This window comes from Nonomuraea sediminis (assembly GCF_018531495.1).
GTDB lineage: Bacteria > Actinomycetota > Actinomycetes > Streptosporangiales > Streptosporangiaceae > Nonomuraea > Nonomuraea sediminis.
This window is the reverse complement of sequence record NZ_JAHDTI010000006.1, coordinates 256,007-282,548: the sequence shown is the minus strand read 5'-3', so window position 1 is coordinate 282,548 and position 26,542 is coordinate 256,007. Positions and strand designations below refer to the sequence as shown.

General features: G+C 71.5%; 26 protein-coding genes. 12 read left to right on the top strand and 14 right to left on the bottom strand.

The window, feature by feature from the left end:
- Positions 1-18: 18 nt before the first annotated feature.
- The 4 genes from ispG (at position 19) to KIK09_RS28325 (ending at position 5,217) form a co-directional block, all read left to right on the top strand.
- Positions 19-1,173, top strand: a complete 1,155-nt coding sequence (ispG, locus tag KIK09_RS28340; RefSeq protein WP_214322416.1) for a flavodoxin-dependent (E)-4-hydroxy-3-methylbut-2-enyl-diphosphate synthase — start codon at positions 19-21, stop codon at positions 1,171-1,173.
- 787 nt (positions 1,174-1,960) lie between these two features.
- Complete coding sequence (locus KIK09_RS28335) at positions 1,961-3,517, top strand: alpha/beta hydrolase (protein ID WP_308164333.1); 1,557 nt, start codon at positions 1,961-1,963, stop codon at positions 3,515-3,517.
- Positions 3,518-3,556: 39 nt separating this feature from the next.
- Positions 3,557-4,399 carry a GNAT family N-acetyltransferase gene (locus tag KIK09_RS28330; protein ID WP_214322458.1) on the top strand — a complete coding sequence of 281 codons (843 nt, stop codon included), beginning with the start codon at positions 3,557-3,559 and terminating at the stop codon, positions 4,397-4,399.
- A 2-nt stretch (positions 4,400-4,401) separates the two neighbouring features.
- Positions 4,402-5,217 carry an NmrA family NAD(P)-binding protein gene (locus KIK09_RS28325; protein WP_214322415.1) on the top strand — a complete coding sequence of 272 codons (816 nt, stop codon included), beginning with the start codon at positions 4,402-4,404 and terminating at the stop codon, positions 5,215-5,217.
- Here the strand turns inward: KIK09_RS28325 and KIK09_RS28320 are convergent.
- The 4 genes from KIK09_RS28320 to KIK09_RS28305 all read right to left on the bottom strand — a co-directional run bounded on the left by KIK09_RS28320 (position 5,214) and on the right by KIK09_RS28305 (position 8,965).
- Positions 5,214-6,290, bottom strand: coding sequence for a serine hydrolase domain-containing protein (locus tag KIK09_RS28320; protein WP_250573946.1), 1,077 nt, complete (start codon positions 6,288-6,290; stop codon positions 5,214-5,216). The two genes, KIK09_RS28325 and KIK09_RS28320, sit on opposite strands and share 4 nt — an antisense overlap.
- Before the next feature lie 68 nt (positions 6,291-6,358).
- A complete protein-coding gene (locus KIK09_RS28315; protein ID WP_214322413.1) occupies positions 6,359-6,739 on the bottom strand; it encodes a DUF3037 domain-containing protein in 381 nt (126 codons plus the stop codon).
- 2 nt (positions 6,740-6,741) lie between these two features.
- Complete coding sequence (locus KIK09_RS28310) at positions 6,742-7,512, bottom strand: HipA family kinase (RefSeq protein WP_214322412.1); 771 nt, start codon at positions 7,510-7,512, stop codon at positions 6,742-6,744.
- A 622-nt stretch (positions 7,513-8,134) separates the two neighbouring features.
- On the bottom strand, positions 8,135-8,965 hold the full coding sequence (locus KIK09_RS28305) for an NAD(P)H-binding protein (RefSeq protein WP_214322411.1): 831 nt from the start codon (positions 8,963-8,965) through the stop codon (positions 8,135-8,137).
- 247 nt (positions 8,966-9,212) lie between these two features.
- On the opposite strand from KIK09_RS28305, the gene KIK09_RS28300 reads away from it, so the two are divergent.
- Positions 9,213-9,452: a hypothetical protein gene (locus KIK09_RS28300; protein WP_214322410.1), complete on the top strand. Its 240-nt coding sequence runs from the start codon at positions 9,213-9,215 to the stop codon at positions 9,450-9,452.
- Positions 9,449-10,231, top strand: coding sequence for a helix-turn-helix transcriptional regulator (locus KIK09_RS28295; RefSeq protein ID WP_250573895.1), 783 nt, complete (start codon positions 9,449-9,451; stop codon positions 10,229-10,231). The genes KIK09_RS28300 and KIK09_RS28295 overlap by 4 nt, the downstream gene beginning before the upstream one ends.
- 572 nt (positions 10,232-10,803) lie before the next feature.
- Here KIK09_RS28295 and KIK09_RS28290 read toward each other — a convergent pair.
- Both KIK09_RS28290 and KIK09_RS28285 read right to left on the bottom strand, forming a co-directional pair.
- Positions 10,804-11,340: a hypothetical protein gene (locus KIK09_RS28290; RefSeq protein WP_214322408.1), complete on the bottom strand. Its 537-nt coding sequence runs from the start codon at positions 11,338-11,340 to the stop codon at positions 10,804-10,806.
- A complete protein-coding gene (locus tag KIK09_RS28285) occupies positions 11,324-11,731 on the bottom strand; it encodes an SRPBCC family protein (protein ID WP_214322407.1) in 408 nt (135 codons plus the stop codon). The genes KIK09_RS28290 and KIK09_RS28285 overlap by 17 nt, the downstream gene beginning before the upstream one ends.
- A gap of 63 nt (positions 11,732-11,794) precedes the next feature.
- Between KIK09_RS28285 and KIK09_RS28280 the strand changes: the two genes are divergently transcribed.
- On the top strand, positions 11,795-12,343 hold the full coding sequence (locus KIK09_RS28280) for a TetR/AcrR family transcriptional regulator (RefSeq protein WP_214322406.1): 549 nt from the start codon (positions 11,795-11,797) through the stop codon (positions 12,341-12,343).
- On the opposite strand, the gene KIK09_RS28275 is transcribed toward KIK09_RS28280, so the two are convergent.
- A complete protein-coding gene (locus KIK09_RS28275) occupies positions 12,327-13,169 on the bottom strand; it encodes a TIGR03619 family F420-dependent LLM class oxidoreductase (protein ID WP_214322405.1) in 843 nt (280 codons plus the stop codon). The two genes, KIK09_RS28280 and KIK09_RS28275, sit on opposite strands and share 17 nt — an antisense overlap.
- Positions 13,166-14,416, bottom strand: coding sequence for an LLM class flavin-dependent oxidoreductase (locus tag KIK09_RS28270; protein ID WP_214322404.1), 1,251 nt, complete (start codon positions 14,414-14,416; stop codon positions 13,166-13,168). The genes KIK09_RS28275 and KIK09_RS28270 overlap by 4 nt, the downstream gene beginning before the upstream one ends.
- Positions 14,417-14,493: 77 nt before the next feature.
- On the opposite strand from KIK09_RS28270, the gene KIK09_RS28265 reads away from it, so the two are divergent.
- The 3 genes from KIK09_RS28265 (at position 14,494) to KIK09_RS28255 (ending at position 18,726) form a co-directional block, all read left to right on the top strand.
- Positions 14,494-15,303 carry a TIGR03619 family F420-dependent LLM class oxidoreductase gene (locus KIK09_RS28265; RefSeq protein WP_214322403.1) on the top strand — a complete coding sequence of 270 codons (810 nt, stop codon included), beginning with the start codon at positions 14,494-14,496 and terminating at the stop codon, positions 15,301-15,303.
- A 9-nt stretch (positions 15,304-15,312) separates the two neighbouring features.
- The gene (locus KIK09_RS28260) at positions 15,313-16,656 is read left to right on the top strand and encodes a serine/threonine-protein kinase (protein ID WP_214322402.1); all 1,344 of its coding nucleotides are present in this window, start codon (positions 15,313-15,315) and stop codon (positions 16,654-16,656) included.
- A 105-nt stretch (positions 16,657-16,761) separates the two neighbouring features.
- On the top strand, positions 16,762-18,726 hold the full coding sequence (locus KIK09_RS28255) for a protein kinase domain-containing protein (RefSeq protein WP_214322401.1): 1,965 nt from the start codon (positions 16,762-16,764) through the stop codon (positions 18,724-18,726).
- Here KIK09_RS28255 and KIK09_RS28250 read toward each other — a convergent pair.
- Together KIK09_RS28250 and KIK09_RS28245 are read right to left on the bottom strand one after the other, a co-directional pair.
- A complete protein-coding gene (locus KIK09_RS28250; RefSeq protein ID WP_214322400.1) occupies positions 18,719-18,865 on the bottom strand; it encodes an ABC transporter permease family protein in 147 nt (48 codons plus the stop codon). The genes KIK09_RS28255 and KIK09_RS28250 overlap by 8 nt on opposite strands.
- 8 nt (positions 18,866-18,873) lie before the next feature.
- Positions 18,874-20,091, bottom strand: coding sequence for a Gfo/Idh/MocA family protein (locus KIK09_RS28245; RefSeq protein ID WP_214322399.1), 1,218 nt, complete (start codon positions 20,089-20,091; stop codon positions 18,874-18,876).
- Between the two features lie 100 nt (positions 20,092-20,191).
- On the opposite strand from KIK09_RS28245, the gene KIK09_RS28240 reads away from it, so the two are divergent.
- Positions 20,192-21,274: an ROK family transcriptional regulator gene (locus tag KIK09_RS28240; RefSeq protein ID WP_214322398.1), complete on the top strand. Its 1,083-nt coding sequence runs from the start codon at positions 20,192-20,194 to the stop codon at positions 21,272-21,274.
- On the opposite strand, the gene KIK09_RS28235 is transcribed toward KIK09_RS28240, so the two are convergent.
- Together KIK09_RS28235 and KIK09_RS28230 are read right to left on the bottom strand one after the other, a co-directional pair.
- On the bottom strand, positions 21,271-22,479 hold the full coding sequence (locus KIK09_RS28235; protein ID WP_214322397.1) for a beta-ketoacyl-[acyl-carrier-protein] synthase family protein: 1,209 nt from the start codon (positions 22,477-22,479) through the stop codon (positions 21,271-21,273). The genes KIK09_RS28240 and KIK09_RS28235 overlap by 4 nt on opposite strands.
- A gap of 80 nt (positions 22,480-22,559) precedes the next feature.
- Positions 22,560-23,090, bottom strand: a complete 531-nt coding sequence (locus KIK09_RS28230) for a TetR/AcrR family transcriptional regulator (protein ID WP_214322396.1) — start codon at positions 23,088-23,090, stop codon at positions 22,560-22,562.
- A 69-nt stretch (positions 23,091-23,159) separates the two neighbouring features.
- Between KIK09_RS28230 and KIK09_RS28225 the strand changes: the two genes are divergently transcribed.
- The gene (locus tag KIK09_RS28225) at positions 23,160-25,373 is read left to right on the top strand and encodes an MMPL family transporter (RefSeq protein WP_214322395.1); all 2,214 of its coding nucleotides are present in this window, start codon (positions 23,160-23,162) and stop codon (positions 25,371-25,373) included.
- Here KIK09_RS28225 and KIK09_RS28220 read toward each other — a convergent pair.
- The gene (locus KIK09_RS28220; protein ID WP_214322394.1) at positions 25,343-25,675 is read right to left on the bottom strand and encodes a hypothetical protein; all 333 of its coding nucleotides are present in this window, start codon (positions 25,673-25,675) and stop codon (positions 25,343-25,345) included. The genes KIK09_RS28225 and KIK09_RS28220 overlap by 31 nt on opposite strands.
- 102 nt (positions 25,676-25,777) lie before the next feature.
- Positions 25,778-26,485 carry an AfsR/SARP family transcriptional regulator gene (locus KIK09_RS28215; protein WP_214322393.1) on the bottom strand — a complete coding sequence of 236 codons (708 nt, stop codon included), beginning with the start codon at positions 26,483-26,485 and terminating at the stop codon, positions 25,778-25,780.
- Between the last annotated feature and the right edge of the window lie 57 nt (positions 26,486-26,542).

Genomic DNA, 26,542 nt, shown 5'->3' with positions numbered 1-26,542 from the left:
CATACAGCAAGGGTTGAAATGTCTTCTGTAGCACTCGGCATCCCGACTGTCCGTCCCAAGCCTCTGGCAGAGCGCCGTCACTCTCGCCAGATCATGGTCGGTAGCGTGCCGGTGGGCGGTGACGCGCCCGTGTCCGTGCAGTCGATGACGACCACCGTGACCGCCGATGTGAACTCCACCCTGCAGCAGATCGCCGAGCTGACCGCTTCGGGTTGCCAGATCGTGCGGGTGGCCGTGCCGTCCCAGGACGACGCGGAAGCGCTGCCCATCATCGCGAAGAAGTCCCAGATCCCGGTCATCGCCGACATCCACTTCCAGCCCAAGTACGTCTTCGCCGCCATCGACGCCGGCTGCGCCGCCGTACGGGTCAACCCCGGAAACATCAAGAAATTTGACGACAAAGTAGGCGAAATCGCTCGGGCGGCGGCCGACGCGGGTGTGCCCATCCGCATCGGCGTCAACGCCGGGTCCCTCGACCCCCGCCTGCTGCAGAAGTACGGCAAGGCCACCCCTGAGGCGCTGGTGGAGTCGGCGCTGTGGGAGTGCTCCCTCTTCGAGGAGCACGGCTTCCGCGACATCAAGATCTCGGTCAAGCACAACGACCCCGTCGTCATGATCAACGCCTACCGGCTGCTGGCCCAGAAGTGCGACTACCCGCTCCACCTGGGCGTCACCGAGGCGGGCCCGGCCTTCCAGGGCACCATCAAGTCCTCGGTGGCCTTCGGTGCCCTGCTCGCCGAGGGTATCGGCGACACGATCCGCGTCTCCCTGTCGGCCCCGCCGGTCGAGGAGGTCAAGGTCGGCACCCAGATCCTGGAGTCGCTCGGGCTGCGCGAGCGCGGCCTGGAGATCGTCTCCTGCCCCTCCTGCGGGCGGGCCCAGGTCGACGTCTACACGCTCGCCGACCGGGTACACGCCGGGCTCGAAGGCATGAAGGTGCCGCTGCGCGTGGCCGTCATGGGCTGCGTCGTCAACGGCCCCGGCGAGGCGCGCGAGGCGGACCTCGGCGTGGCCTCGGGCAACGGCAAGGGGCAGATCTTCGTCAAGGGTGAGGTCATCAAGACAGTCCCCGAGTCCCAGATCGTCGAGACCCTGATCGAGGAGGCCCTCCGCCTGGCCGAGGAGATGGGCCTCGAATCCGGCGACGACAGCCCCGAGGTCATCGTCAGCTGACAGCCGCTTCGCCATAGCGCTCGTCTCGCCGCACGCGACCCGTTCTCTGGTCGCGTGCGGCGCGTTTCTGCTGGTGCGGCGCTTTCTCTGTTCGTACCGCGCTCTTCTGCTCGTGCGGCGCTTCTCTGCTGGTACGGGCTCTTCTGCTGGTACGGCGTTCTTCTGCTCGTACGGCGAGCCGCCGCCACCGCCACCCGCCGTACTCCGGTCGGCGTCTGTCCAGGGAGACGCTTCTCCGGTGATGCGGGGTCGCTCGCCGTTACGCTCTTTCGTTCCCGTGGCTCCCCGGTCTTCGGCTTCCCGCCGCACAGGGCGCCGGCCTTCGCCGTGCTCCACCCCGCCGACCCGGCGCCTGTGGGGTGCACCGTGGGTGGGGCTGTGGACCTGGACCTTGGGCAGCCGGGGGGTGTCCGGGCGCCGGGTCGGTGGGACGTGGTGCGGTGGATGTCGGCGCCTTGTGCGGTGGGACCCGGGGCCGGGGTGCCGCGATCATGGAGGGTCGTAGCGGCGAGCGACCATGTCCTGCTGGCGTGGCGTCTCCCTGGACAGGGCCCGGCCGGAGTGCGGTGGGTGGCGGGGGCGGGGCTTGCCGTACAGGGGGAGAGGCGATGGATGGTTACGGTGCGTAAGTGTGAGATTGCAGGATGGTAAGCATTCGCTAATACGCTAGGTGATCGTAGTGTTACACGCGGGAGTATCTGCCTGCCATATGAAGCAGGGGGAGAGCAGCCGGGTGAAGCGGTTCGTCGGGATTATCGCGGGATTGGCGATGCTGGCGGGTGGGACTGTGGGGGCCGATCAAGTGGCCGTCGCGCGGTCCATGCCCGGTGACCGGGTCGTCTGGGGGCCGTGCGGGGAGTCGCCGCCGCTGGTCGACCAGGCGCTGGGTCAGGTGGTGCAGCAGGAGCCCGAGCCGGCCTCGCCGGGCGTGGAGTGTGCCACGATCAGCGTGCCGCTGGACTACCACCAGCCGTGGGGGCAGTCGATCAAGCTGGCGCTCAACCGGATCAAGGGCAAGGTCTCCCGCGACGCCAACCACCTCGGCACGCTGCTGGTCAATCCGGGCGGGCCGGGGGCCTCGGGGCGGGACCTGGCCGAGTACGTGGCCGCGGCGCTGCCCGACAAGCTGGCCGGGCGGTTCGACGTGGTCGGGTTCGACCCGCGGGGCGTCGGCGCCAGCGAGCCGGCGCTGCACTGCGTGGACACGGCGCGCTACTTCGCCCCGCCCAGGCCCGACGCGGTGCCGCACGGCGCGGCGGCCGAGCAGCGGCTGCTGTCGCGGGCCAAGGAGTACGCCGACGACTGCGGCGACCTGTGGGCGTGGATGCTGCCGTACATGACGACCGAGAACGCCGCCAGGGACATGGACTCCATCCGGGAGGCGCTGGGCGAGCCGCAGATCAGCTACCTGGGCTACTCCTACGGCACCTACCTGGGCGCCGTCTACGCCACGCTCTTCCCCGGGCGCCTCAAGCGGCTGGTCCTCGACAGCACCGTCGACCCGCACGGCGTCTGGTACGACGACAACCTCTCCCAGGACCGCGCCTTCGACCAGCGGCACAGAGACTTCCTGGCCTGGACCGCCAAGAACAACCGCGTCTACAAGCTGGGCCGCTCGCGCAAGCAGACCTCCTTCGCGTGGTACTCGATGCGTTCCCGGCTGGCCACCCGCCCGGCCGGCGGGGTCGTCGGCCCGAGCGAGCTCGACGACATCTTCACCGTCGGCGGCTACACCGACACCATCTGGCCGCAACTGGCCCAGGCCTGGTCCTCCTACGTGCGCAAGGGCGACGTGCAGGGCCTGGTCAACCTCTACAACCGGCAGGCCAAGCAGGACGCGGAGGAGGAGAACACCTACGCCGTCTACCTGAGCGTGCAGTGCCGCGACGCCGCCTGGCCGCGCGACTGGTCCACCTGGCACGCCGACATGACCAGGCTGAACCGGTCGGCGCCGTTCATGACCTGGCCGAACGCCTGGTACAACGCGCCGTGCGCGTTCTGGTCCGTCAGGGGCGGGGCCCCTATGCGGGTCCACTCCTCGCCGGAGCTGCCGCCGATCCTCATGCTGCAGTCGCAGCGCGACGCGGCCACGCCGTACAGCGGAGCCCTGGCCATGCGCTCGCTGTTCCCCGGCGCGCGCATGGTGGTCTCCGGCGGCGGCAACCACGGGGTGTCACTGGCGGGCAACACGTGCGTCGACCGATACCTGGCCGCCTACCTGAACGACGCCACCTTGCCCCCTGAAGGCGCCTCCTGTCCTGGGCTGCCTGCGCCCAGGCCGACCCAGCATCTGGCCGGCGGCGGACCTACTGGTCACGAAAGGCTCACCGAGCTCATCGGCTGAGGAGCTATTCGGGGGGCCTTCGCGTAGTCTGGCCGTGTGATGCTGCGTACATCGGCGTCGCGCGTGCTCGATGACAGCGATCGGGACGAGGTGCTCGCCCTGCTCGACACCGATCCGGTCGCGAACGTCTTCGTCGCCTCCCGGGTACGGACCGTCGGGCTCAACCCCGCGCGGCTGGGCGGTCAGATGTGGGGGTTCGGGCCGCGCGGCGGTCTCGTCTCGCTCTGCTACGCCGGGGCCAACCTGGTCCCGGTGAACGCCGGCCCCGAGGCCGTGCACGCCTTCGCCGATCGGGCGCGCAAGCAGGGGCGCCGGTGCTCGTCCATCGTCGGGCCCGCCGGTGCGGTCTCGCAGCTGTGGGAGCGGCTCGAGCCGCACTGGGGCAGGGCGCGCGCGATCCGCTGGGCGCAGCCGGTGATGGCCACCTCGCAGAAGGCACCCGTGACGGCCGATCCGCTGGTGCGCCGGGTCCGGCCGGAGGAGTTCGAGGTCCTGCTGCCCGCGTGCGTGGCGATGTTCACCGAGGAGGTCGGCGTCTCGCCCAACCTCGGTGACGGCGGCGCGCTCTACCGGACGCGGGTGGCCGAGCTCATCCGCATCGGCCGCTCCTACGCCCGCATCGACGACGGGCGGGTCGTGTTCAAGGCGGAGATCGGCGCGGTCACGCCGCAGTGCTGCCAGATCCAGGGCGTCTGGGTGCATCCCGACCTGCGCGGCCGGGGGTTCGCCGTGGCGGGGATGGCCGCGGTGGTCGAGGCGGCGCTCGCGTGCTTCTCGCCCGTCGTGTCGCTTTACGTCAACGACTTCAACCACTCCGCGCGGGCCGTCTACCGGAAGGTCGGATTCCGCGAGGTGGATACCTTCATGTCCGTACTCTTCTAGACATGATCCTTGTTACTGGTGCGACGGGAAACGTGGGTGGCGCGCTCGTGCGGGCGCTGGCCGACGCGGGTGCGGATGTGCGGGCACTGGTCAGGCGGGACGTGGACCTGCCCGCCGAACTCGCGCACGGAGACCTGAACGATCCCAAGTCGGTGGCGGCCGCCCTGGGCGGGGTGCGCGGGGTGTTCCTGCTGGCCGGTTACGACCGGATGGCCGACACGCTGGCGGAGATCAGGGACGCCGGGGTTGAGCACGTGGTCCTGCTCTCCGCCGGCGCGGCGGAGGCGAGCGACCTGGACAACCCGGTGTCGCGCTACCACGTGGAGTCCGAGGCGCTGGTGCGCGAGTCCGGGGTGCCGTGGACGATCCTGCGGCCACGGACGTTCATGTCGAACACGTTCCAGTGGGCCGACCAACTCAAGTCCGGAAATATCGTGAGAGCGGCGTTCCCCGACGTGGCGGTGGCGACCGTGGATCCCGCCGACATCGGAGCCGTGGCCGCCCAGGCGTTCCTCGCCGACGGGCACGCGGGGCAGGTCTACCGGCTGACGGGCCCCGAGGCGCTGCGGCCCGCCGAGCGGGTGGCGATCCTGGGCCGGGCGCTCGGGCGGGACCTGGCCTTCGACGGGTTCACCGACGAGGAGGCGCGCGCCGAGATGGAGGCCGCGATGCCGAAACCGTACGTGGACGCCTTCTTCGGCTTCTTCGCCGAGGGCCACCTGGACGAGGCGACCGTGTACCCCGCCGTCGAGCAGGTCACCGGCCGGCCGCCCCGCACGTTCGCGCAGTGGGCGGCGGCCAACGTCGCGGCCTTCTAGGGGCAGAGCACGGACTTGGCCGCCTGGTTGATGACCGGGTCGAGGGACCTGAGGTCCTTGACGCTCACGGTGGCCGAGATGGCGAGCTCCTTGCGGCCGTCGGCGGTGACGAAGGTGACCGCGTTGAAGCCGGGGGCGCCACCAGCCCAGGGCCGGATCGCGACCTTCCCGCCGCACAGGCCGCCTCCCTGCGGCGGCTTGGGCATGCCCTCCGGTGGGTCGGTGAACACCCGCTGGAGGTCGGCGGGCAGCAGCTTGCCCTGGGCGAAGGCGCTGTGGAAGGCGCTGACGTCGTGCGCCGTGGAGATGACGCCGCCCGCCGCGCCGCCGTAGCTGGCGTTCTGCCTGTCCATGTCGCGCAGCGTGCCCTGCTCGTCGGGGAAGTAGCCGTGCCCGTGCGGGCCCACGATCCCCTGCGGGGGCCTGACGGGCAGGTAGGTGCGGGTCATGCCGAGGGGTTTGAAGATCCGCGTGGACAGCTCGGCGGACAGCGAGTGCCCGGTGACCTTCTCGATGATCATGCCGAGCAGGACGTAGTTGGTGTTGGAGTAGTTGAAGGTCGTGCCCGTCCTGGGCAGGCTTCTGGACGCCTTCACCAGGTCCGTGGGCGAGTAGTAGGTGGTGTAGTCGAACGGGTCGAACTTTCCCGTTTGGAAGAAGTCGGGGATGCCGGACGTGAAGCGGATCAGCTGCCTGACGGTGATCTCGTCCGCCTTCTCCACCAGGTCCTGCTCGGCCACCACGGGCAGGACGTCGCTCAGCTTGTCGTCCAGGCCGAGCTTGCCCTCCTTGACGAGTTGCAGGATGACGGTCGCCGTCATCATCTTGGTCTGGGAGCCGATGCGGAAACGGGAGCTCGACGGGATCCTGCCGCCCTTGCCGTCCAGCAGGCGGGACCCCGCCGAGCCGTGCCCGACCCGCCTGCCGTCCTCGTAGAGCTCGGCGATGGCGCCAACCACGCCATCGGCGTTGGCCAGGGACTCCATGGCCTGCTGGGTCGGATCGGGCTTGGTCGCGGCTTGGGCGGGACTCCCGGTCACGGCCACGGCCGCGAAGGCCAGGCCGGCGATCATGCGGTTCACCACGATGGTCCTCTTTCTCCGAAGGGGATCTTCCGAGGACCTTTGTAGGGAGGCGGGTGCTACAAATTCGTAAGCCGGACCAGCTTGTCGAAGAGCCGGTCGAGCTCCGCCTCCGGATCCTTGGTGAGGCCGGCGTGCACGGGTCCCGGCTGGACGATCGTGCTGCGGGGAGCCGTCAGCCAGCGGAAGCGGCTGCCCAGCGACTCCCCGGCCAGCGGGCCCGGGTTCTCGCCGCAGGACAGCTCGTAGGCCTTGAGCGCCAGCCGTACAGCCTCGATGTCGGCGGTCGGGTCGAGGGCGCGCAGGCGCGTCTCGTCGAGGCCCACGCGGGCGCACAGGTAGTCGCGCGGCTGGCAGTACAGCAGCACGCCCACGTTGATGAGCTCGCCGCGCTCCACCCGCGGGATCACACGGATCGTGGCGTATTCGTAGACGTCCATGCTCAGCCCCGCCAGAATTCGCCCACGGACCCCGGCCCCTGCCTGGGCTTGGTCTCCTCGCTCCAGGTCAGCCACTCGCCGCCCGCCCGTTCCAGCAGGTGCTCGACGTAGGCCTCCCTCGGGTCGCCCATCAGCCACTCCTCCGGCACCAGGGCGGTGACCTCCTCCAGCACCTCGCGCGTGATCCGCGGGGCCAGCTCGGCGGCCGCCCGGTCGAGCTGCGTCGCGAACGGCGCCAGCACGTGGTCGGTGGCGTCGAACTTGCGCAGCGGGTCCGCGGTCTTCCAGTTGTGGTGGAACCACAGCGCGGCGCCGTGGTCGATCAGCCAGACGTCGCCGTGCCAGACCAGCAGGTTCGGGTTGCGCCAGCTGCGGTCGATGTTGTGGATCAGGCCGTCGAACCACAGCAGCCGCGAGGCGAACCCCGGGTCGGGGTCCCACGTCAGCGGCTCGAACCCCACGGCGCCCGGCAGGAAGTCGACCGCCAGGTTCAGCCCCGTGCTGGCCTTCAACAGGTTCTGGATCTCGTAGTCGGGCTCGCGCACGCCGATCTGCGGGTCGAGGTCGATCACCTTCAACTCCGGCGTCAGGAAGCCCAGCCGCCTGGCCAGCTCCCCGGCGATGATCTCGGCCGCCAGCACGCGCCGGCCCTGCCCGGCTTCGCGGAACTTCACCACGTACGTGCCGAGATCGTCCGCCTCGACCACGCCGGGCAACGACCCGCCCTCTCGCAACGGCGTCACATACCTAGTCGCCGCAATCCGTTCCAACACGCGGATAGGGTACTCGCTCCCCTGTCTCTTGATGCTTCTACGGCAGTGTCTCTTGATCCTTGTACGGCAGTGTCTCTTGATGCTCGTACGGCAGGCCGCCGCCACCGCCACCCGCCGTACTCCGGTCGGCGTCTGTCCAGGGAGACGCTCCTCCGGTGATGCGGGGTCGCCCGCCGTTACGGTCTTTCGTTTCCGTGGCTCCCCGGTCTTCGGCTCCCCGCCGCACAGGGCCCCACCCCACCGACCCGGCGCACCGTGGGTGGGGCTGCGGACCCGGACCCCGGGTAACCGGAGGGTGTCCGGGCGCCGTGTGCTCCACCCCACCGACCCGGCGCCCAGCGCACCGTTGGTGCGGACCCGGAGTCCGGGTAACCGGGGGTCCGGGCGTTGGGTCGGTAGTACGCCCCGGGTAACCGCAGGGGTTTCCGAGCGCCGGGTCGGTGGGACGTGGTGCGGCGGATGTCGGCGCCTTGTGCGGTGGGGACCCGGGACCGGGGGACCGCGATCACGGAGGGTCGTAACGGCGAGCGACCATGTCCTGCTGGCGTGGCGTCTCCCTGGACAGGGCCCGGCCGGAGTGCGGTGGGTGGCGGTGGCGGGGGCTTGCCGTACGAGGGAGGGGTTAGGAGAAGTCGGCCAGGTGGTCGGTGGCCCAGGTGGTGAAGGACCGGGCCGGGTGTCCGGTGAGGGCCTGGACCGTGGGGGTGGTGGGGGCGGGAACGCCGACGAGGGCGGCGAGGCGGCGGATGCGGGCCTCGACGATCTCGGGCGGGCCGAAGGGCCTGAGGGCTTCGCGGTAGTCGTCCAGGGACTGGAGCTCCACCGTGAGGGGGCGGCCGAGGGCGTGGGCGAGGATGCCGACCTGGTCGCGCAGCGTGATGGACTCCGGGCCCGTCAGCGTGTGGGTGGCGCCGAGGTGGCCCGGGTGGGTGAGCACGTGGTGTGCCGCGTCGGCGATGTCCGCCTCGTGGATCAGGGCCGACTGCGATTCGGGGAACGCGTCGAGCACCACGTCTCGCTCCCGGATCGTGCGCGCCCACACCAACCGGTTCGTGGCGAAACCGCCCGGACGCAGGAACGTCCACCCGATCCCCGATGCCGCCACGGCGTCCTCGGCGCGGCCGTGCATGCTGGTGATGGCGTCCTCGGAGGCTGAGTCGGCCCCGGCGGCCGACAGCAGCACCACGTGCTCGACACCTGCCTGCTTCGCCTGCGCCAGGACGTCCGTGAGTCCCGTGGGCTCGGCATAGACGAACATCTGGGTGATGCCTTCCAACGCCGGGCCCAGGGTGTCCGGGCGGCTCAGGTCGGCGTGGACCACTTCCACGCCTTCCGGCGCCTGTACGGCCTGCGGTGCCTTTCCCGCGGCCCGCACCTTCTGCCTGGCGTCGGCAAGCTCTTGGATGAGGCGCCGCGCCACGGCCCCGCGCGCCCCGGTAACAAGAATCGTCATGTCCACAACCCTGACGGGGCGGCGCCGGAACCGGTTAGGCACAACCCGCCCTGGGACGGCCAGTACCACCCCTCCGCCGCCGTGGCCGGTGTCTCCGCCTGCACCCGGGATACGGCGGGTCGCCGGACTCCCATGCAGTGGTTTCGGCTGCTACAACCTCGACGTCGAGTGGGGTGGGGGGCCGCTCGGGTTGGCGTGGCGTGGGGTGGGGGCCGCTCGGGCTCCACGTGGTGCCGCTCGGGTTGGCGTGGCGTGGAGTGGGGTCATCCTGGGCGCCTGGGGTGGGTGCTGGGCGTTGCCGCTGGCGCTGGCACTCCTCGGGGCGGTCGTCCCGCTGGCCGGGCGGGCCAAGACACTGGGCGCCTTCACCGCGGTGGTGTCGCGTCGGTCCCGGTCGGCCCGCTGCTGGGCGGTGCGGTACGTGGGTGGTGGGTTGGGGTGGCTTGCCGTACCGGTGATGATGGAGGGGTGGATAGAGGGGAATTGAGTGGGTTCCTCCGGAGTCGGCGGGAGCGGCTGCGGCCGGAGGATGTGGGGTTGCCGCCGGGGGCGCGGCGGCAGATCCAGGGGCTGCGGCGTGAGGAGGTGGCGCTGCTGGCGGGGATCTCGGTGGACTACTACATCCGGATGGAGCAGGGACGCGGGCCGCACCCGTCGGAGCAGGTGCTCACCGCGCTCGGCGACGCGCTACGGCTGACCGGGGACGAGCACGACTACCTGCGCCGCCTGGCCGGGCAGGCGCCGATCCACGTGGCGCACGACGTACCCGAGACGGTGCTGCGGCTGTTGGAGCGGCTCGACCATGTCCCGGCCATGGTGATCGACTCGTGTTACGACGTGCTCGCCTGGAACCGCATGATGGTCGCCCTCATCGGCGACCTGTCGTCCGTGCCAGCGCACCGCCGCAACCGGCTCCGCCGGCTCTTCGACCCCGCCAACCGGACGACCGCCAACCGGCTCGACCTGGCCCGCCGATGCGTCGCCGACCTTCGCGCCAGTGGCCGCTACCCCCGGGACCCCGCGATCCGCCACCTCGTCGACTCCCTCGCGGCGGAGAGCCAAGAATTCGCAACCCTCTGGGCGGAACGCGAGGTGGAGGTCCAGCACACGATCACCAAGCGCACGGTCCACCCGGTGGTGGGGCCGCTCGAACTCGACTGCGAGATCCTCACGATCCCCGCCCACGACCACCGCCTCCTCCTCTACACCGCCGCCCCCCACACCCCAACCCATCGAGCCCTGACCCACCTCCACGCCACCTGCTGACCGACGTACGGCGGGCCTCAGCGTGTGGTTGCACGACGGGGAGCCAAGGCCGCCGAGAACACCGGGACCACGCGCCCGCCGGGATGCCGGGTCCCGCCGCGGGGCCTGGTGAGTCAGTGCACGCACGCGAGGCGTGGTGGGTACGCAGGGAACGCGAGCGCACCCGGGAAGGGAACGCGAGCGCACCCGGGGATGGCCCTCGCGGCGCCGGGTCGGTGCGCGTTGTGGGGTGGGAACCCATGGACGGGAATCCGGAACGGAGGCCCGGAATGAGAGGGCGTGGTGGGTGTGCAGGGAACACGCGCGCCCGGGATCCCGGGTCGGTGGGACGTGGTGCGGCGAATGTCGGCGCCCCCTGTGCGGCGGGGATCCGGGACCGGGGTGCCGCGGTCACGGAGGGTCGTAACGGTGAGCGACCATGTCCTGCTGGCGTGGCGTCTCCCTGGACAGGGCCCGGCCGGAGTGCGGTGGGTGGCGGTGGCGGTGGCTTGCCGTACGAGGGGAGCGGCGCGCTGTGGGGTGGGAACCAATTGGGCCCGGGGCCGGGGATGAGAGGGCGTGGTGGAGAGGCTTCAGGGTGTTTCGGCGCGGGACTTGACGGCGTTCAGGATGATGTGGCGGATCAGCCCGCTGCCCGGGCGGATGAACACCCAGTAGCGCAGGAAGGCGCGGCGGGCGTCCGGGCTGGTGGCTTGGACGCGGGTCTCCGTGGTGAGGCGGACCCGCCCCGGCCCGGCGTCGGCGAGCGTGAAGCTCATCGTGCCCTTGGCGTATCCGGGCTCGGCGAAGGCGGCGAACGCCTCGGCGGAGCCGACGGTGCGGTTGGAAGCCCGGCCCAGCCGCCACCATTGGCCGATCGTGCCGTGGACCAGCTCGGTCATCGGCTGCTCCGCCAGCGGCGCGAGGTCGGGCAGGTCTCGCTGGTAATGCCCGTTGCGCAGGCGGCTGAGCAGGTTGCGGGCGGCGAAGAGCGGCTTGGCCAGGCGCAGGTCGGCAGGACTGAGGTTGGTGAGGGCGTCCCAGACCCGCTCGCGGGTGGCGTGGACGACGATCGAGTGGCGTTCGGACGCGTCGGGAACCGGCAGGAGCCGTTCAGCGAGCGTGGGCACGGGCCACCTCGCGTTCGAGGGCGTCGAGGATCCGCTCGATCACGATGTCGTGCTTGCGGCGGATCAGCAGGGGCCAGACGATCGTGAACTTCAGGCTGGTCCTGCCCTTGATCTCGTGCCTGACCCGGGTGCCGGTGGCCGTCGGGGTGAGGGTGAAGCCGTGGCCGTCGCTGATGTCCGGGCTCGTGTCGAACCAGATCGTGCTGAAGGGCTCGACCGTCTTGACCCGGTAGCGCATCCCGCTGTGGTGGACCCGCGCGCCGGGGTGGAGGCCCTCGGGGAGGCGGAAGGAGCCGATGTCCTCGGGCCAGAGGCTCTCGATGTCGCAGAGGATGGGCCAGATCTCCTCGGGAGCGGCCTTGATCACGCGTTCGTGCATGTTGTAGAGCATCTCGATGCCTCCATACGGTTGCGTATGGTTCGACTATACGCGACCGTATGGCAGGCTTGTCGAGTGGGCAAGGTGAGCGCGGACGAGTGGGCGGAGGCGGCGCTGGCGGCGCTGGCCGAGGGTGGGCTGGCCGCCGTGGCGGTGGAGCCGGTCGCGGCCCGGCTCGGGGTGTCGAAGGGCAGTTTCTACTGGCACTTCGGCAACCGGCAGGACCTGGTGGCGGCGGCGCTGGCCAGGTGGGAGAAGAACACCGACGCGGTGATCGCGTCGCTGGCCAGGATCGCTGACCCGGAGGAGCGGATGCGGCAGCTCATGGAGCTGGCCTTCGGCGACGGCCAGGACGCGGCCGTGTCGTTCCGGCTCATCAGCGCGGCCGACGACCCCGTGGTGGCCGAGGCGGCGCGGCGGGTCACGAGCAAGCGGCTCGACGTCATGCAGGCCATGCTGGAAGAGCTCGGCCAGCCCGCCGAGGAGGCCAGGACCCGGGTGGTGGCGGGATACAGCAGCTACCTGGGGATCGCGGCGCTGCTGCGGATCGGCGTGATCGACGCGGCCCCGGAGGACATCGTCACCCAGGCGCTGGCCGAGCTCGGCGTTACATCTTCGCGATGATCTCTTCCGCGAAGCGTTCCATGGTGGCGATCTTCAGTGACAGGGGGTCGTGGGTGGCCTTCTCCTGCTCGGTGGCCAGCCACCAGGGGGCGGCCATGGTTCCGGTCACGCCCTTGTCGGCGAAGCGGCGGTAGGTGTCCGCGTCCGGCATGACGGCGAGAGGCGCGATGATCTCGAACCCGTCGCGGCGAGGCAGGTGGGCGAGCACCTCGTCCAGTTGCTCCTCGGTGTAGATCCGGTTGCCGATCCACCCGTCGCCCATCCGGGTCGCCCTGCGCAGGGCCGCCGGGCTGTCACCGCCCACGTAGACGGGGATCGGGTGTGACGGGGTGGGGCAGATGGACAGCGGCGGCAGGTCGGGCAGCGACACCTCGGACCCGGACCAGAGCGACCGCAGCTGGGGGATCATCGCGTCCAGGCGCTTGCCGCGCGTGTGGAAGTCCTGCCCGGTGCCCTCGAACTCCTCCTCGCACCACCCCACCCCGACCCCGAACGTCACCCGGTCGCCGGACAGCACCGCGGCGGTGGAGACCTGCTTGGCCACCGTGAAAAGGTCGCGGGCCGGGGCGATGTAGACGTTCGGGGCGAAGCGCAGCGTGGTCGTGACGGCGGACATCGCGCCGATCGTGACCCACACGTCCGGCCAGTGCGTCGAGGCGTCCCAGCGCGGCCTGCCGGACTTCGAGTACGGGTACGGCGTGCGGAAGTCGGCGTAGAAGAGGTGGTCGGAGAGCGTGAGCGTGTCGAAGCCGCAGCGCTCGGCCGCACGGGCCAGTTCGAGGAACTCGCCCGTGTCGGTGAACGAGGCGCCCAGCCAGAACTTCACGACGCGAACTCGGGGATGACCTTGGTGGCGAACAGCTCGAGGTTGCGCTTGACCGTGTCGAGCGGCAGCACCCCCTGCTGTCCCTGCATGTACAGGCCGAACCATTCCAGGTCGGGCATCCGGTCGAGCATCCGCTGGATGCCGCGCTTGACGTCGTCGGGAGTGCCGAACAGGGCCATCTCGACGTCGTTCATGCGCTTGGCGTCGCCCTTCTCGGGGGAGATCGGCTTGTGCTTCTCGTCCTCCTTCTTGCGCAGCACCTCCAGGTAGCCGAACGGGCCGAAGAAGGCGGCGAAGTCCTTGGGGATGCTGCGGCCGAAGGTGTTGATCGCCTCCTCGGTCGTGTCCGCGATGCCGACGATCTTGAGGATGCCGGTGTGCTCGCCCAGCTTGTAGTGGCGGCCCTGCCTGGCCGACTCCTCCTGGTAGAGCTTGGCCTTGGCGGCGTGGTCGTCGGGGTTGGGGGTGAACATCCACGGCAGGATGTCCTCCTGCGCGGCCCTGATGACCGACCGGTCGGAGATCGTGAAGGGCTGCCAGAGCTCCGGGTAGGGGTTCTGGTACGGCCGGGGGCAGACGGAGACCGCCTGAACCACCCCGTCCTCCGAAAGTTCACCTGGAGCACCGAAGTTCCGGGTCCATTCCACCGCCGGCCAGCCCTCGATGCCCGAATAGGGATAAGGCACCTCATAATCCAGCACGTCGGATTTGTAGCGAAGAGTCTCCGACGTCCATGCCATCTTCATGATCTTCAGGACCTCGCCGAAGACGTCGAAGTTGCGCGTGTCCGAGGCCGACCCGTCCGAGCGCGCCGCCGCCGCGTGCCAGCGCTGGCCGAGCACGTTCATCCACCGGTTCTGGTACCCGCGCGCCACCCCCAGCCGCAGCCGGCCCTTGCAGAACTGGTCGAGCAGCGCCACGTCCTCGGCCGCCCTGATCGGGTCCCAGGCGGGCAGCACCATCCCGAGCGGGGCGAGCAGGATCCGCTCGGTCCGCGCCGCGAGGTCCGTGAGCACCATCAGCGGGTTGACCGAGAACTCCATCCCCTCGGAGTGGAAGTGGTGCTCGGTCATCATCAGCGCGTCGAAGCCGATCTGGTCGGCGTGGACCGCGATCTCCCGTACCTCGTGCAGCAGCTTCTGGTACGACTCGGTATCCCTGCCGATCGGACGCTTGGCCCTGGCGTTCTCCTCGGCCGCGTATCCGGAACCGGGAATCTGCGGATTCAGGAAGATGGAAAACTTCACAGATGCCTCCTCTGTCCGGCAAGCTACTAGAGAAATCGTAGCCGAGCAATCGCTTGGTTGACATGGAGGTGTACGGCATGCGGCTCGGGATCACGATGTTCGCCACTGACCTGTCGATGCCCGTCCACGACCTGGCCAGGGCGGCCGAGGAGCGCGGGTTCTCCTCGATCTACCTGCCCGAGCACACGCACATCCCGGTATCGCGGCGCACCGCTCCCGCCACCGGCGACGACGTGCTGCCCGAGCAGTACCGGCGCACGCTCGACCCGCTGGTCGCGCTGGCGGCGGCCGTACCCGTCACCTCGACGATCACGCTGGGCACCGGCATCCTGCTGGCCGCGCAGCGCGAGCCGATCGTGACGGCCAAGGCCATCGCCACCCTCGACCACCTCTCGGGCGGCCGGATCGCGGTGGGCGTCGGCTTCGGCTGGAACGTCGAGGAGATCGAGAACCACGGCGTCCCCTACGGCTCCCGCCGCGACGTGGCCCGCAGGAACGTGCTGGCCATGCGGGCCCTGTGGACGCAGGAGGAGGCGTCGTTCGAGGGGTTCGAGCCGTCCTGGTCGTGGCCGAAACCGCGGTCGGGCCCGCCCGTCCTGCTGGGCGGCGCGGCGGGGCCGAAGCTGTTCGCGCACATCGCCGAGTACTGCGACGGCTGGATCCCGATCGGCGGCAAGGGCATCAGGGCGGCGCTGCCGGCCCTGCGGGAGGCGTGCGAGAAGGCGGAACGGCCGATGGCGCGGGTGATCCCGTTCGGCTCGCGGCCCACGCCGGACAAGCTGGAGTACTACGCGAGCCTCGGCATCGAGGAGGTGGTGGCCACCCTGCCGAGCGGCACCGCCGACACGGTCCTGCCGATGCTGGACGAATACGCAAAACTCCTATGATGACGGGTTATGTCATCACTGCGCCCTGATGATCCGCGACAGCTGGGCGACTACCGGCTGACCGAACGGCTCGGCCAGGGCGGTCAGGGCGTGGTGTTCCTCGGGCACACGCCGCAGGGGGCGCAGGTGGCCGTCAAGCTGCTGCACGCCAGCATGTCGGCGGACCCCGAGGTGCGGCGCCGCTTCATGGGCGAGGTCGAGGCGGTGCGCAGGGTGGCGCCGTTCTGCACCGCCCAGGTGCTTGACGCCTCGCTGGACGGCGACCGGCCCTACCTGGTCAGCGAGTACGTGGACGGCGTCTCGCTGCGCGAGCACGTGATCGCCAAGGGCCCGCGGTCGGGCGGCTCGCTGGACCGCCTGGCGATCGGCACCGCCACCGCGCTCGGCGCCATCCACCGGGCCGGGGTGGTCCACCGCGACTTCAAGCCCGGCAACGTCCTGCTCAGCCTGGACGGCCCGCGCGTCATCGACTTCGGCGTCTCCCGGCTGATGGACACGACCGCCAGCACCAACAAGGTCCCCATCGGCACGCCCGCCTACCTGGCGCCCGAGCGCATCAAGGGCGAGCCGGCCGGCCCGCCCGCCGACCTGTTCGCCTGGGCGCTCACCGTCGCCTTCACCGCCACCGGCCGCCACGCCTACACGGCCGACACCTACCAGGAGGTCCTGGCCAGGATCCTGTACGGCAAGCCGGACCTGGGCCGCCTGGGCGGTCCGCTGCGCCAGATCGTGGACGCCTGCCTGGCCCCCGACCCCGGCGACCGCCCCGACGCCGAGCAGGTCCTCCGCCTCCTGCTGGACTCCCCGGCCGGGGACGTCCTGTCCTCCGGCGCCCGCGCCGCCCACGGCGACCCGAACCCGGGCACGACCGAAGCGGCGACTGTCCCCGACGAATCCGGACAGGACACTACGGCCCCCGACGCCGCGCTTCCGGGGGCGGGCAGGAAGCGCAGGATCAGGCCGTGGCAGCTCGGGGTCGCCGCCATCGGCCTGGCCATGGCGGTCAGCGGGTTCGTGCTCTGGCTGCGCGGCGCCCAGAGCCCGGGCCTCACGGGCACCTGGACGGGGTCGGCCGAGCACCCCACGGCGCACCGCGTGTTCCCCGTCGAGATCCGGATGGCGCAGGACGGGGACTCGGCCATGCGCTGGGGAGCCGACCTCCACTGTCAGGGGCGGCTGCGCCGTACGGGCTCCGCGCTCGTGTTCACGCTCGATCAGGTCACGGGCGACCAGTGCTACCCGGGGACCGTGCGCGTCCTCCCGGCGGCCGATGCGCACCAGGCGGTCATCAAGGTGACGCGTCAAGGTGAGAAGGATGTCACCTACTCGGGCACGGTATCGCGCCCATCCTGACCTGGTGTGTCACGGTCCGGTGGCATTGTTCTGGGCGCCGTTGACTCTCCGCCATCCACTGATTTCAGTGGATATGCAAGGGGAGTGGCGGCGAGGGGAGGCCCCGTGCCAAACACGCAGCCGCTCAAAACGGGGGACCCACAGCGACTGGGAGACTACGAACTGTCCGGGCGCCTGGGCGAGGGCGGCCAGGGCGTGGTGTTCCTCGGGATGAGGGGCGGAGAAAGCTACGCGGTCAAGTTACTGCACGGGCCCGTGGGGGACGAGCGGGCGGCGTTCCTGCGCGAGGTCGAGCTGGCCAAGCACGTGGCCAGGTTCTGCACGGCGCAGGTGATGGACGCCGGGTTCGAGGACGGCCTGCCGTACATCGTGAGCGAGTACGTCGACGGGCCGTCGCTGCACAGGGAGGTCGCGCTGACCGGGCCGCGGCGCGGTGGCGCGCTGGAGCGGCTGGCGGTCGGGACGGCGACCGCGCTGGCGGCCATCCACCGGGCCGGGATCGTGCACAGAGACTTCAAACCGCAGAACGTGCTGCTCGGGCCCGACGGGCCGCGGGTGATCGACTTCGGGCTGGCCAGGGCGCTCGACGCGGCGGCCACGGTCAGCGGGCGGGGCGTCGGCACGCCCGCCTACATGGCGCCCGAGCAGATCACCGCCTCGGCGGTGACCGGGGCGGTGGACGTGTTCTCGTGGGGCGCGACGATGTGCTTCGCGGCCAACGCCTCGGCGCCCTTCGGGCAGGACTCGGTGGCGCCGGTGCTGCACCGCATCCTGACCGCGGCGCCCGAGCTGGGGTTACTCGACGGGCAGCTGCGCGAGCTGGTCCAGGCCTGCCTGGAGAAGGATTCGCGCAACCGGCCGACCAGCAGGGACCTGCTGCTGGCGCTGCTCGGGGACACCGAAGACGTGCCGGCGGAGGTGCTGCGCTCGCCTCCGCCGCACATCCTGCGCGTGGACCCGGTGCCGATGGCGCAACCCGAGGCCACCGGTGAAGCGTCGGCCGCCTACCACCTGGCAGGGTCCGTGGCCTCGGCGTCCCGCGAACGGGTGATGCCGTCCCGCGGAGTCCCGCGCGACCCTCTCGGATCCGGAAACGGGAACGGCTGGTGGCGGGGCGCGGAAACCCACTCGGGGGAGGCGCCGCGCAAGGCGGGGAGCGCGGCGAACCGGGCGGGCCTGGCCGTCTCCGGCGCGCTGCTGATCAGCGCCGCGGTGCTGGCCACCGTCCTGGTGCCCGCGCTCAGGAACGGCTCGGCCCCGCCGCCCCAGGTGGCCGTCAGAACGACCGTGACCACCTCTGCCGTTCAGGCCGTGGACCCGACCATCGCGCCGACGACGGCGAAGCCCACGCAGCAGAAGGAGGAGCGCCCGCGCCCGACCACCCCGGCCAGTTCGGCACCCGAGGTGCCCGCGGGAGTGACGGTGCCGGGCGTCACCGGGATGGATCGTTCCCAAGCGGTCAAGGCGCTCAAGCGCGCCGGGTTCGCCGTCGGGACCGTCACGCAGATCGACTCCGCGGAGAAGATCGGCCAGGTGCTGGGCAGCCAGCCCGCCGCGGGGACGTCCGCGGTCCGCGGCAGCACGGTCAGCCTGCAGGTCTCGGCCGGGCTCGAGGTGCCGTCGGTGACCGGGATGCGGCGCAAGGCGGCCGAGGCCGCGCTGGCCGGCGCCGGGCTCGCGGCCGGCGACGTGACCCGGCAGTGCTCGCCGCAGCCCGACGGCCAGGTGCTGGCCACCCGGCCCGGCGCGGGCGCCAGGGTGCGGGGCGGCACCAAGGTGGCGCTCGTGGTCGCCCGCAACGGCCTGCGGGTGCCCGGCGTGGTCGGCCTGACCCGCACGGCGGCCCAGGCCAATCTGCGCGGGGCCGGGTTCGACGTGTCGTTCAGGGCCCAGGTGGTCGACAACCAGTCCGACGTCGACCGGGTCCTCGCCCAGAGCGTGGCGCCGGGCAGCTGCGGCGCCCCGGGTCAGAGCGTCGTGATCACCGTCGGCGTCGAGGGCCAGACGGGCCCCGACCCGGGTGAGTCGCCCACGGAAACGCCGAGCCCACCCGGCGACGGACCTACTTGAGCGCGCCCGCGGTGAGCCCCGCCACGATCCTGCGCTGGAAGAACAGGACCAGGAGCACCAACGGAACCGTGACCAGCACCCCGGCGGCCATCTGGCTGCCGAACGGGGTGTCGAACTTGGCCGCCCCGGAGGATGTCAACGGGGGGTTCATTCCAGCGGGACGGTGGTGCCGGTCAGCCGGGACTGCTCGGCGGCGAAGGCGATCAGGTGGCTGTGCAGGCTCTCGCTCGGCGAGGACAGCACGCGGGAGCGGTCACCGGTGGCGATCGCTTCCAGGAACGCGCCGACGAGACCCCCGTCGCCGCCGCCGTGCCCGCCCGCCGCCGTGGCGTCCCCCGTCGGGCGGGTGTCGATGGTCGTGGTCTCCCCGGTCACGAAGTCGGTGACGGTCAGGCGGTCGCCGTCGCCCTCGATCGAGCCGTGGGTGCCGAAGACGCGGGTCTGCCGGTGCATGGACGGGGTGAACGCGGTCATCGTGAACGACGCGGTGGCGCCGCCCTCGAACTCCAGGTTCACCACCTGGTGGTCGACCACGTCGTTGTCGCAGGCGTAGACGCACCTGCCGTACGGGCCGGTGGCCAGCGCGCGGCGGACGCCCTCCTCCGACAGGTCGTCGGTGATCACCGAGAGCGGCCAGATGTCCTGCCCTGCCAGCGGCAGGTACAGGCGCGACGCCGAGTACGGGCACGTCGCCTCCACGGCGCACTCCAGGCACCGATCCGCGGCTCCGGCGGGCCGGTTGGCCGCGGTGAAGTGCTTGAGCCCGCCGAAGGAGGACACCCGTGTCACCGGCCTGCCGGCCAGGTGGACCAGCCAGTCCAGGTCGTGGCAGGACTTGGCGAGCAGCATGAACGTCGACTCGTCGGACCTGCGCCAGTTGCCGCGCACGTAGGAGTGGGCCTGGTGCCACCAGCCCACCGGCTCCAGGTGCTGGATGCTGACGATCTCGCCCACCCGGCCCTCGTCGAGCAGCGCCCTGAGCGCTTTGGTGTAGGGCATGTAGCGCAGCACGTGGCAGACCGCGAACACCGATCCTGACCGCTCGGCCGCGGCCACGATCCTGCGGCAGTCCTCCTCGGTGACGGCCATCGGCTTCTCAAGCAGGATGTGGTAGCCCAGCTCGGCGAAGCGTTCCGCGGGCTCCACGTGGTCGCGGTCGAGCGTGGCGATGATCACCGCGTCGGCCTGCCGGGGGAGCGCGGCCAGCGCGCGCCAGTCGGGGTACCTGGCCGCCCCTGGGAAGCGGGTCCGGCGGGTCTCCAGCGGGTCGGCCACCGCCACCACCTCGGCTCCGCCGTGCTCGACGGCGTGTCTGGCGTAGGCGGTCCCCCGTGAACCGGCGCCGACGACGGCCAGAGTGACCATGCAAAGCCTCCATATATGTAACCAATTCACGTATGTCGGCCGATGCTAGGATCCTGGCAGATAGGCGTCAATAGGGGAGTTATGAAAGTAGGTCGGGTAAGTGACTGACGCCTCGCTGCTGCGCCGGGTCAACACCAGGGCCACCCTTGGGGCGCTGCGTGGCGAGGGCCTGGCCACGCTGACCCAGCTCGGAAGGCTCACCGGGCTGTCGCGGCAGACCGTCGAGGCGGTGCTCGACGAGCTGGGCGAGCGCGGCTGGGTCAGGGAGGTGCCGCCCGACGAGGGCGTGATGGGACGCCCCGCACGCCGGTTCGGGTTCAGGGCCGACGCGGGTCACGTGCTCGGCGTCGACGTGGGCGCCAACAAGATCCTCGTCGCCCTGGCCGACCTGAACGGCGAGGTCATCGCCTGGGAGCGCACGGCGGTCTCCGAGGGCGCCGAGGCGGCCGAACGGCTCGAGGCGGCCCGCCGTACGGCCTGGGCCTGCGTGGACGGGGCCGGGGTTTCGCGCACGAGCGTGTGGGCGGTGTGCGTGGGCACGTCCGGCATCGTGGACCGGTCGGGGCGGGTGACGCTGTCGCTCGTGCTGCCCGGGTGGACGGGGGTGGACCTTGCGGGCTTGGCGGGCCGCTGGTTCGACTGCACGGGGCTGGCCGCCAACGACGCCAACCTGGCCGCGCTGGCCGAGCACTGGCGGGGCAGTGCCCAGCACGCCTCCGACGTGGTCTACGTGCTGGTCGGGCACCGCGCGGGCGCCGGGATCCTGATCGGCGGGCGGCTGCACCCCGGCCGCACTGGCGCGGCCGGCGAGATCGGCGCGCTGCGCCAGGTCGGCTGGGAGCTCGCCGCTGCCGAGCTGGTCAGCGAGCGTCCCGCCACCGAGATCTTCGCCGCCGCCCGGGCGGGCGAGGACGAGGCCCTGGCCGCTGTCGACCGCTTCGCCGAGAACCTGGCGATCGGCGCGTCGGCGCTGGTGCTGGCCATCGACCCGGATCTGCTGGTGATCGGCGGCGGCTACTCCCAGGCGGGCGACGTGCTGCTCGGGCCGCTCCGCCGCCATCTCACGGACCTGTGCCTGAGCGCCCCGGCCGTCGTCATGTCCACCTTCGGCGACAAGAGCGTCGCCCTGGGAGGGGTACGGCTGGCGCTGGACCACGTCGAGCGGGAGGTGCTCGACCTCTAGGCGGGAGTCAGCGCGAGCGCGACGTTGTGCCCGCCGAAGCCGAACGCGTTGACCAGCGCCGGGGCGGGCCGCCAGGCGCGCGGCCTGCCGGTGACCACGTCGAGCTCGACCGCCGGGTCGAGCCGGTCGAGGTTGCGCGTGGCGGGGATGAGGCCGTCGCGCATCGCCAGGGCCGCCACCACGGTGGCCAGCGCGCCCGAGGCGCCGCACAGGTGGCCGGTGGCCGACTTGATCGCGGTGACCGGCGCGTGCGAGCCGACGGCCTCGGCGATCGCGGCCGCCTCGATGGGGTCGCCGCCCGGGGTGGAGGTGGCGTGCGCCTGGACGTGGCCGATCTCGTGGCCGGACAGGCCCGCCGTACGCAGGGCCTGCTCCATGGCGCGGCGCTGGCCGTCCTGGTCGGAGGCCGTGATGTGGCGCGCGTTGGCGGTGACGCCCGCGCCCGCCAGGCGGGCCAGGACCCGCGCGCCCCTGGCCGCGGCGTGCTCGGCCCGCTCCAGGACCAGCACCGCGGCGCCCTCGGCGAACACGAAGCCGTCGCGGTCGGCGTCGAAGGGGCGGCTGGCCCGCTCGGGCTCGTCGTTGCGCCGCGACAGCGCCTGGGCCTGGGCGAAGGCGGCCATGGTGAGCGGGTGCAGGCAGGCCTCGGCGCCGCCGGCCACGACCACGTCGGCCCTGCCGTACCTGATGAGGTCCAGGCCCGCGGCGATCGCCTCGGAGCCGGCCGCGCAGGCGCTGACCGGGGCGTGCGCGGCGGCCCGCGCGTCGAGTTCGATGCTGACCCAGGCGGCGGGGCCGTTGGGCATCAGCATGGGCAGCGTGTGTGGCGAGACGCGGCGCACCCCCGAGCGCTCGAGCACGTCGTCCTGCTCCAGCATGGTGACCGCGCCGCCGGTGCCGGTGCCGATGGCCACGGCCAGCCGTTCCGGGTCGGTCTGCGGGCTGCCCGCGTCAGCCCAGGCCTCGCGGGCGGCCAGGATCGCGACCTGCTCGCAGCGGTCGAGCCGCCTGGCCGTGGGCCTGCCGAGCAGCTCGGCCGGGTCGGCGGTGAGGCGGCCCGCGATGCGCGAGGGCATGGCCGCGGCCCAGTCCTCCTCCAGGGCGACCACGCCGGAACGTCCTGCCAGCAGCCCCGCCCAGGTGGTGGCGGCGTCGTGCCCCAGCGGGGTCATCGCGCCGGCACCGGTGATCACAACGTCGGTCATGAGTTCCACGCTGCCAGCTCGCCGCCTCGCGGAACGGGGTGGCGATCCGCCAAGGTGGCGGGCCGGATCTTGTGGCGGCCCTATATGGCCAGAGCCGAACGCACCAGGGCGGCTTTCACCGTCTCCGCGGGCAGATCCATGGTCTGCACCACGCCCCACTGCAGGGCGCCGAGCACGGCCCAGCCGCGGATGCGGGTCTCGGGATCGGGGTCGGTGCCGACCAGCTTGGCGAAGATGACGTCGCGGAAGGTCCGGATCGCCTCGCCCGGTGAGCCGGGCGGGGCCTCGTCGGCGCCGCCCAGGTCCTCCATGAGCAGCCGGAGCACGGCCCGGTGGCGCACCACGAACTCGGCCAGCCCTTCCACCAGCGCCCGGCGGTCGGGGAAGTCGGTGCCGAGCAGCGTGAAGATGTCGTCGGCCGCGGGCGCGATCAGTTCGGCCGCGAGCCGGTCCTTCGGGTGGAAGTGGTAGGCGACGGCCGTCTTGGTCAGCCCGACCGCCGTGGCGATGTCGGCCAGCGAGGTGGCGGCGTAGCCGCGTTCTGCGAACAGCTCCCGGGCGGCGGCGAGGATGCGGCTGCGGGTGTCCTGCGCATCGTCGAGTGTGGTCATCGTCTCATTTCTTGCCGGGTATTCCGGCCTTATCGTAGTCCTGTACGGGCGTACAGGACGGGGGTAGAAATGACCGGTTTACTTGGGCGGCTCGGTGGATGGTGTGCGCGGCACGGCTGGATCGTGCTGGTGGTGTGGGTGGTCGCGGCCGCCGGGTTGATGGGCGGGAGCCTGGCCGCCGGCCGTCCGGTGAGCAACGACGTGACGATCCCGGGCACCGACGCCCAGCGCGCGCACGACCTGATGCGCCAGGGCTTCGGACCCGGTTACGCCACGGGCGGGACCGTGCAGCTCGTGGTCTACTCCGACAAGGGGCCGCTGATCGCCGAGCGCAGGAAGCAGGCCGTGGACGCGGCCATCGTGGCGATCCACCGGCTGCCGCACGTCGTGCAGGTCGACACGCCCTTCCGCTACGGCGGCATCTCCTCCAACCTGCGCATCGGCCTGATCACCGTGCGCCTGCAGGGACACGACCCCGCCAAGCTCGCCGAGACCACGCAGGCCGTGTCCAGGGCCGCCGACCCGGCGCGGAGCGTCGGGATGGAGGTCGTGGCGGCCGACAGCTCGACCCCGGCCGACAAGGAGATCAAGACGGGGCCCAGCGAGATCATCGGCGTGACGTGCGCGCTGCTGGTGCTGGTGTTCGCGTTCGGAACGCTGGTCGCGGCGCTGGTGCCGATCTTCACCGCGCTGGTCAGCGTCGCCGCGGGACTGGGCGTGATCGGGCTGCTCGGCCACGTCGTGGACGTGCCCAAGCAGGCGGGCATCATGGCCACGATGATCGGGCTCGGGGTGGGCATCGACTACGCGCTGTTCCTGCTGTCGCGGCACCGGAAACTGCTGGCCACCGGCGTGCCCGTGTACGAGTCGGTCCGCCGTACCGTGGCCAGTTCGGGCGGGGCGGTCGTGTTCGCCGGCGGCACCGTCATCATCGCGCTGAGCGCGCTGATGCTCGGCGGGTTCCCGCTGCTGCGCACGCTGGGGTGGATCACCGGCATCTCCGTGGTCTGCGCGGTGCTCACCTCGGTGACGCTGGTGCCCGCGCTGCTCGGGCTGCTCGGGCACCGGGTCAACGCGCTGAAGGTGCCCTTCCTGGGCAGGCGTCCGGAATCCGGCGGGTGGGGCGGGCTCGGCGCGTGGGTGGCGCGCAGGCCCTGGCGGGTGCTGGCGGCCAGCGTGCTGGTGCTGACCGCGCTCGCGGCCCCGGCCCTGGCGCTCAAGCTCGGGCCGCTCGACGACGGGTACGGCGCGGCGGACTCGCAGGGGCGTCGGGCCTACGAGCTCATGTCGGTCGGGTTCGGACCGGGGGCCAACGGGCCGATGGTCGTGGTCGCCGAGCTGCCGTCGAAGGTGGAGTCGGTATCGGATCCGCTGGTGACCGGGCTCTCTCGCGATATCGCGGATATTTCTGGTGTGGCACACGTGACGCCCGCGAAGCTCAACACCTCCGGGCGGTCGGTGCTTCTCCAGGCGGTCCCCTCCTACGCCCCGAGCGACCCGCGCTCCGCCGCCGTCGTGCGTGACATCCGCGCGCTGTCGCCACGGATCCACGTGGGCGGCAAGGTCGCCGCGCTCGCCGACGCCGGCGACCGCATGTCGGAGCGGACGCCGCTGGTCATCGGCGTGGTGGTGCTGCTCAGCGCCCTCCTGCTGCTGTTCGCCTTCCGCGCGCCGGTGGTGGCGGTGAAGGCCGCGCTGATGAACCTGGTCTCCCTCGGCGCCGCCTTCGGAGCCCTCGCGCTGGTGTTCTCGATCGGCCTGGGCAGCCGTCTCGTCGGGATGGACCCGCCGGCGGACGCCTCGTACGTGCAGACCCTGTTCTTCACGGTGCCGATCGAGAGCTACGTCCCGCTCATGCTCTTCGCGGTGCTGTTCGGGTTGTCCATGGACTACGAGGTGTTCCTGCTGACCTCCGTACGGCAGGCGTACCTGAGCCATGGCGACAACCGCCGCGCGGTGGCGGAGGGCCTCGGGTCGACCGGCCGGGTGATCACGTCGGCGGCGCTCATCATGGTCGCCGTCTTCGTCGCGTTCATCGCCTATCCCGACCCGATGGTCAAGACGTTCGGCGTGGGCCTGGCCGTGGCGATCGCGGTGGACGCCACGATCATCCGCGGCTTCCTCGTGCCCGCCACGATGGTCCTGCTCGGCCGCCTCAACTGGTGGTGCCCCCGCTGGTTGGATCGTCTGCTGCCCAACCTGTCAGTCGAGGGACACGAAGAGGAGGCCGAGCCGGAGCCGCGCCCCCTGGCCTACTTGCAGCTTTCGAATCCGGAGACGTAACCGTCGTGGAACCCCTTCTGGAACGGCGAGCTCCCTGACGAGGGCGGGTCGAAGGGCTTCTTGCCCTTGCAGTCGCTCCTGCCCTCGACGAATCCCTGGCCGAAGCCCTTCCTGTACTGCTTCTTCTGCGGCGACGGCGCCTTCTTCTGCGGCGACGGCGCCTTCTTCTGCGGCGACGGCGCGTGCACGGCGGCGACCGTCCTCGTGGCCGAGCTCGTGGGGTTGGCCCAGACGGGTGCCGCCGTGGCCCCGAACGCGAGGGCGGTGAGAAGCGCCGAACCCGCTACCAGTGTGGCGCGCATCTCTGACCCCTTCCTTCCCGTGCCGGGGGAGGCCCCCGGCCTTCACCTGCCAGCATGACGACGGCCCTGTCACTCCGGCGTGATGCGGGCGTGACGGCGGCGTCACCGGGGATGCAGATCGGCGATGAGCTGCCTGATGCGGCTCGTCGGGCGCAGGCCGAGCTCGTGGCGCAGGCCCCGCTCGTACAGCTCGAAGCGGCGCAGGGCCTCGGCCTGGTTGCCCTCGGCCAGGTGCGCCCGGATGAGGGCGGCGCAGGCGCTCTCCCGCAGCGGGTCGGCGCCCACGGCCACGCACGCCGCGGCGACCGCGTCGGCGTGCCGCCCCGACTCGAGGAAGAGCGCCGACAGGGCCTCCAGCGCGTGCAGCCGCAGCTGGCGCCACTCGGCGGCGGGCGCCAGCACCCAGTCGTCGTACCAGCCGGGCAGCAGGTCGTGGGAGAGCAGATCGACGGCGCGCGCGCCGAGGTCGTCCGCATCGACGGGCGCCGCCGGGTCGAGGATGCGCTGGGCCAGGTCCCGGGCGCGGCGGAAGTCGACGTCCGTGCCCGGGGCCAGCCGGATCTCGCTCGTCCCGATGTGCAGGAGCCGCTTGCCGTTGCCGTCCAGGCGCACCAACGCCGAGCGCAGGCTGGCGTGCGCCCGGCGCTCGGGGGCGTCGGGCCAGAGCATGGCGGCCATCAGGTGGCGGGAGACGGGCCGGCTGTCCAGGCCGAGGAAGGCGAGCAGGCGTTCGGTGCCGCTGCCAACGGCGATCTGGTCGTCCCCGGCGAGCAGGCGGAAACCGCCCAGTAGGACGAGGCGGAGCTCCACATGGTCCTCCCGGTCCTTTCCGTGTCTTTCACGATACTCACCCGGTTCACGGTGGTT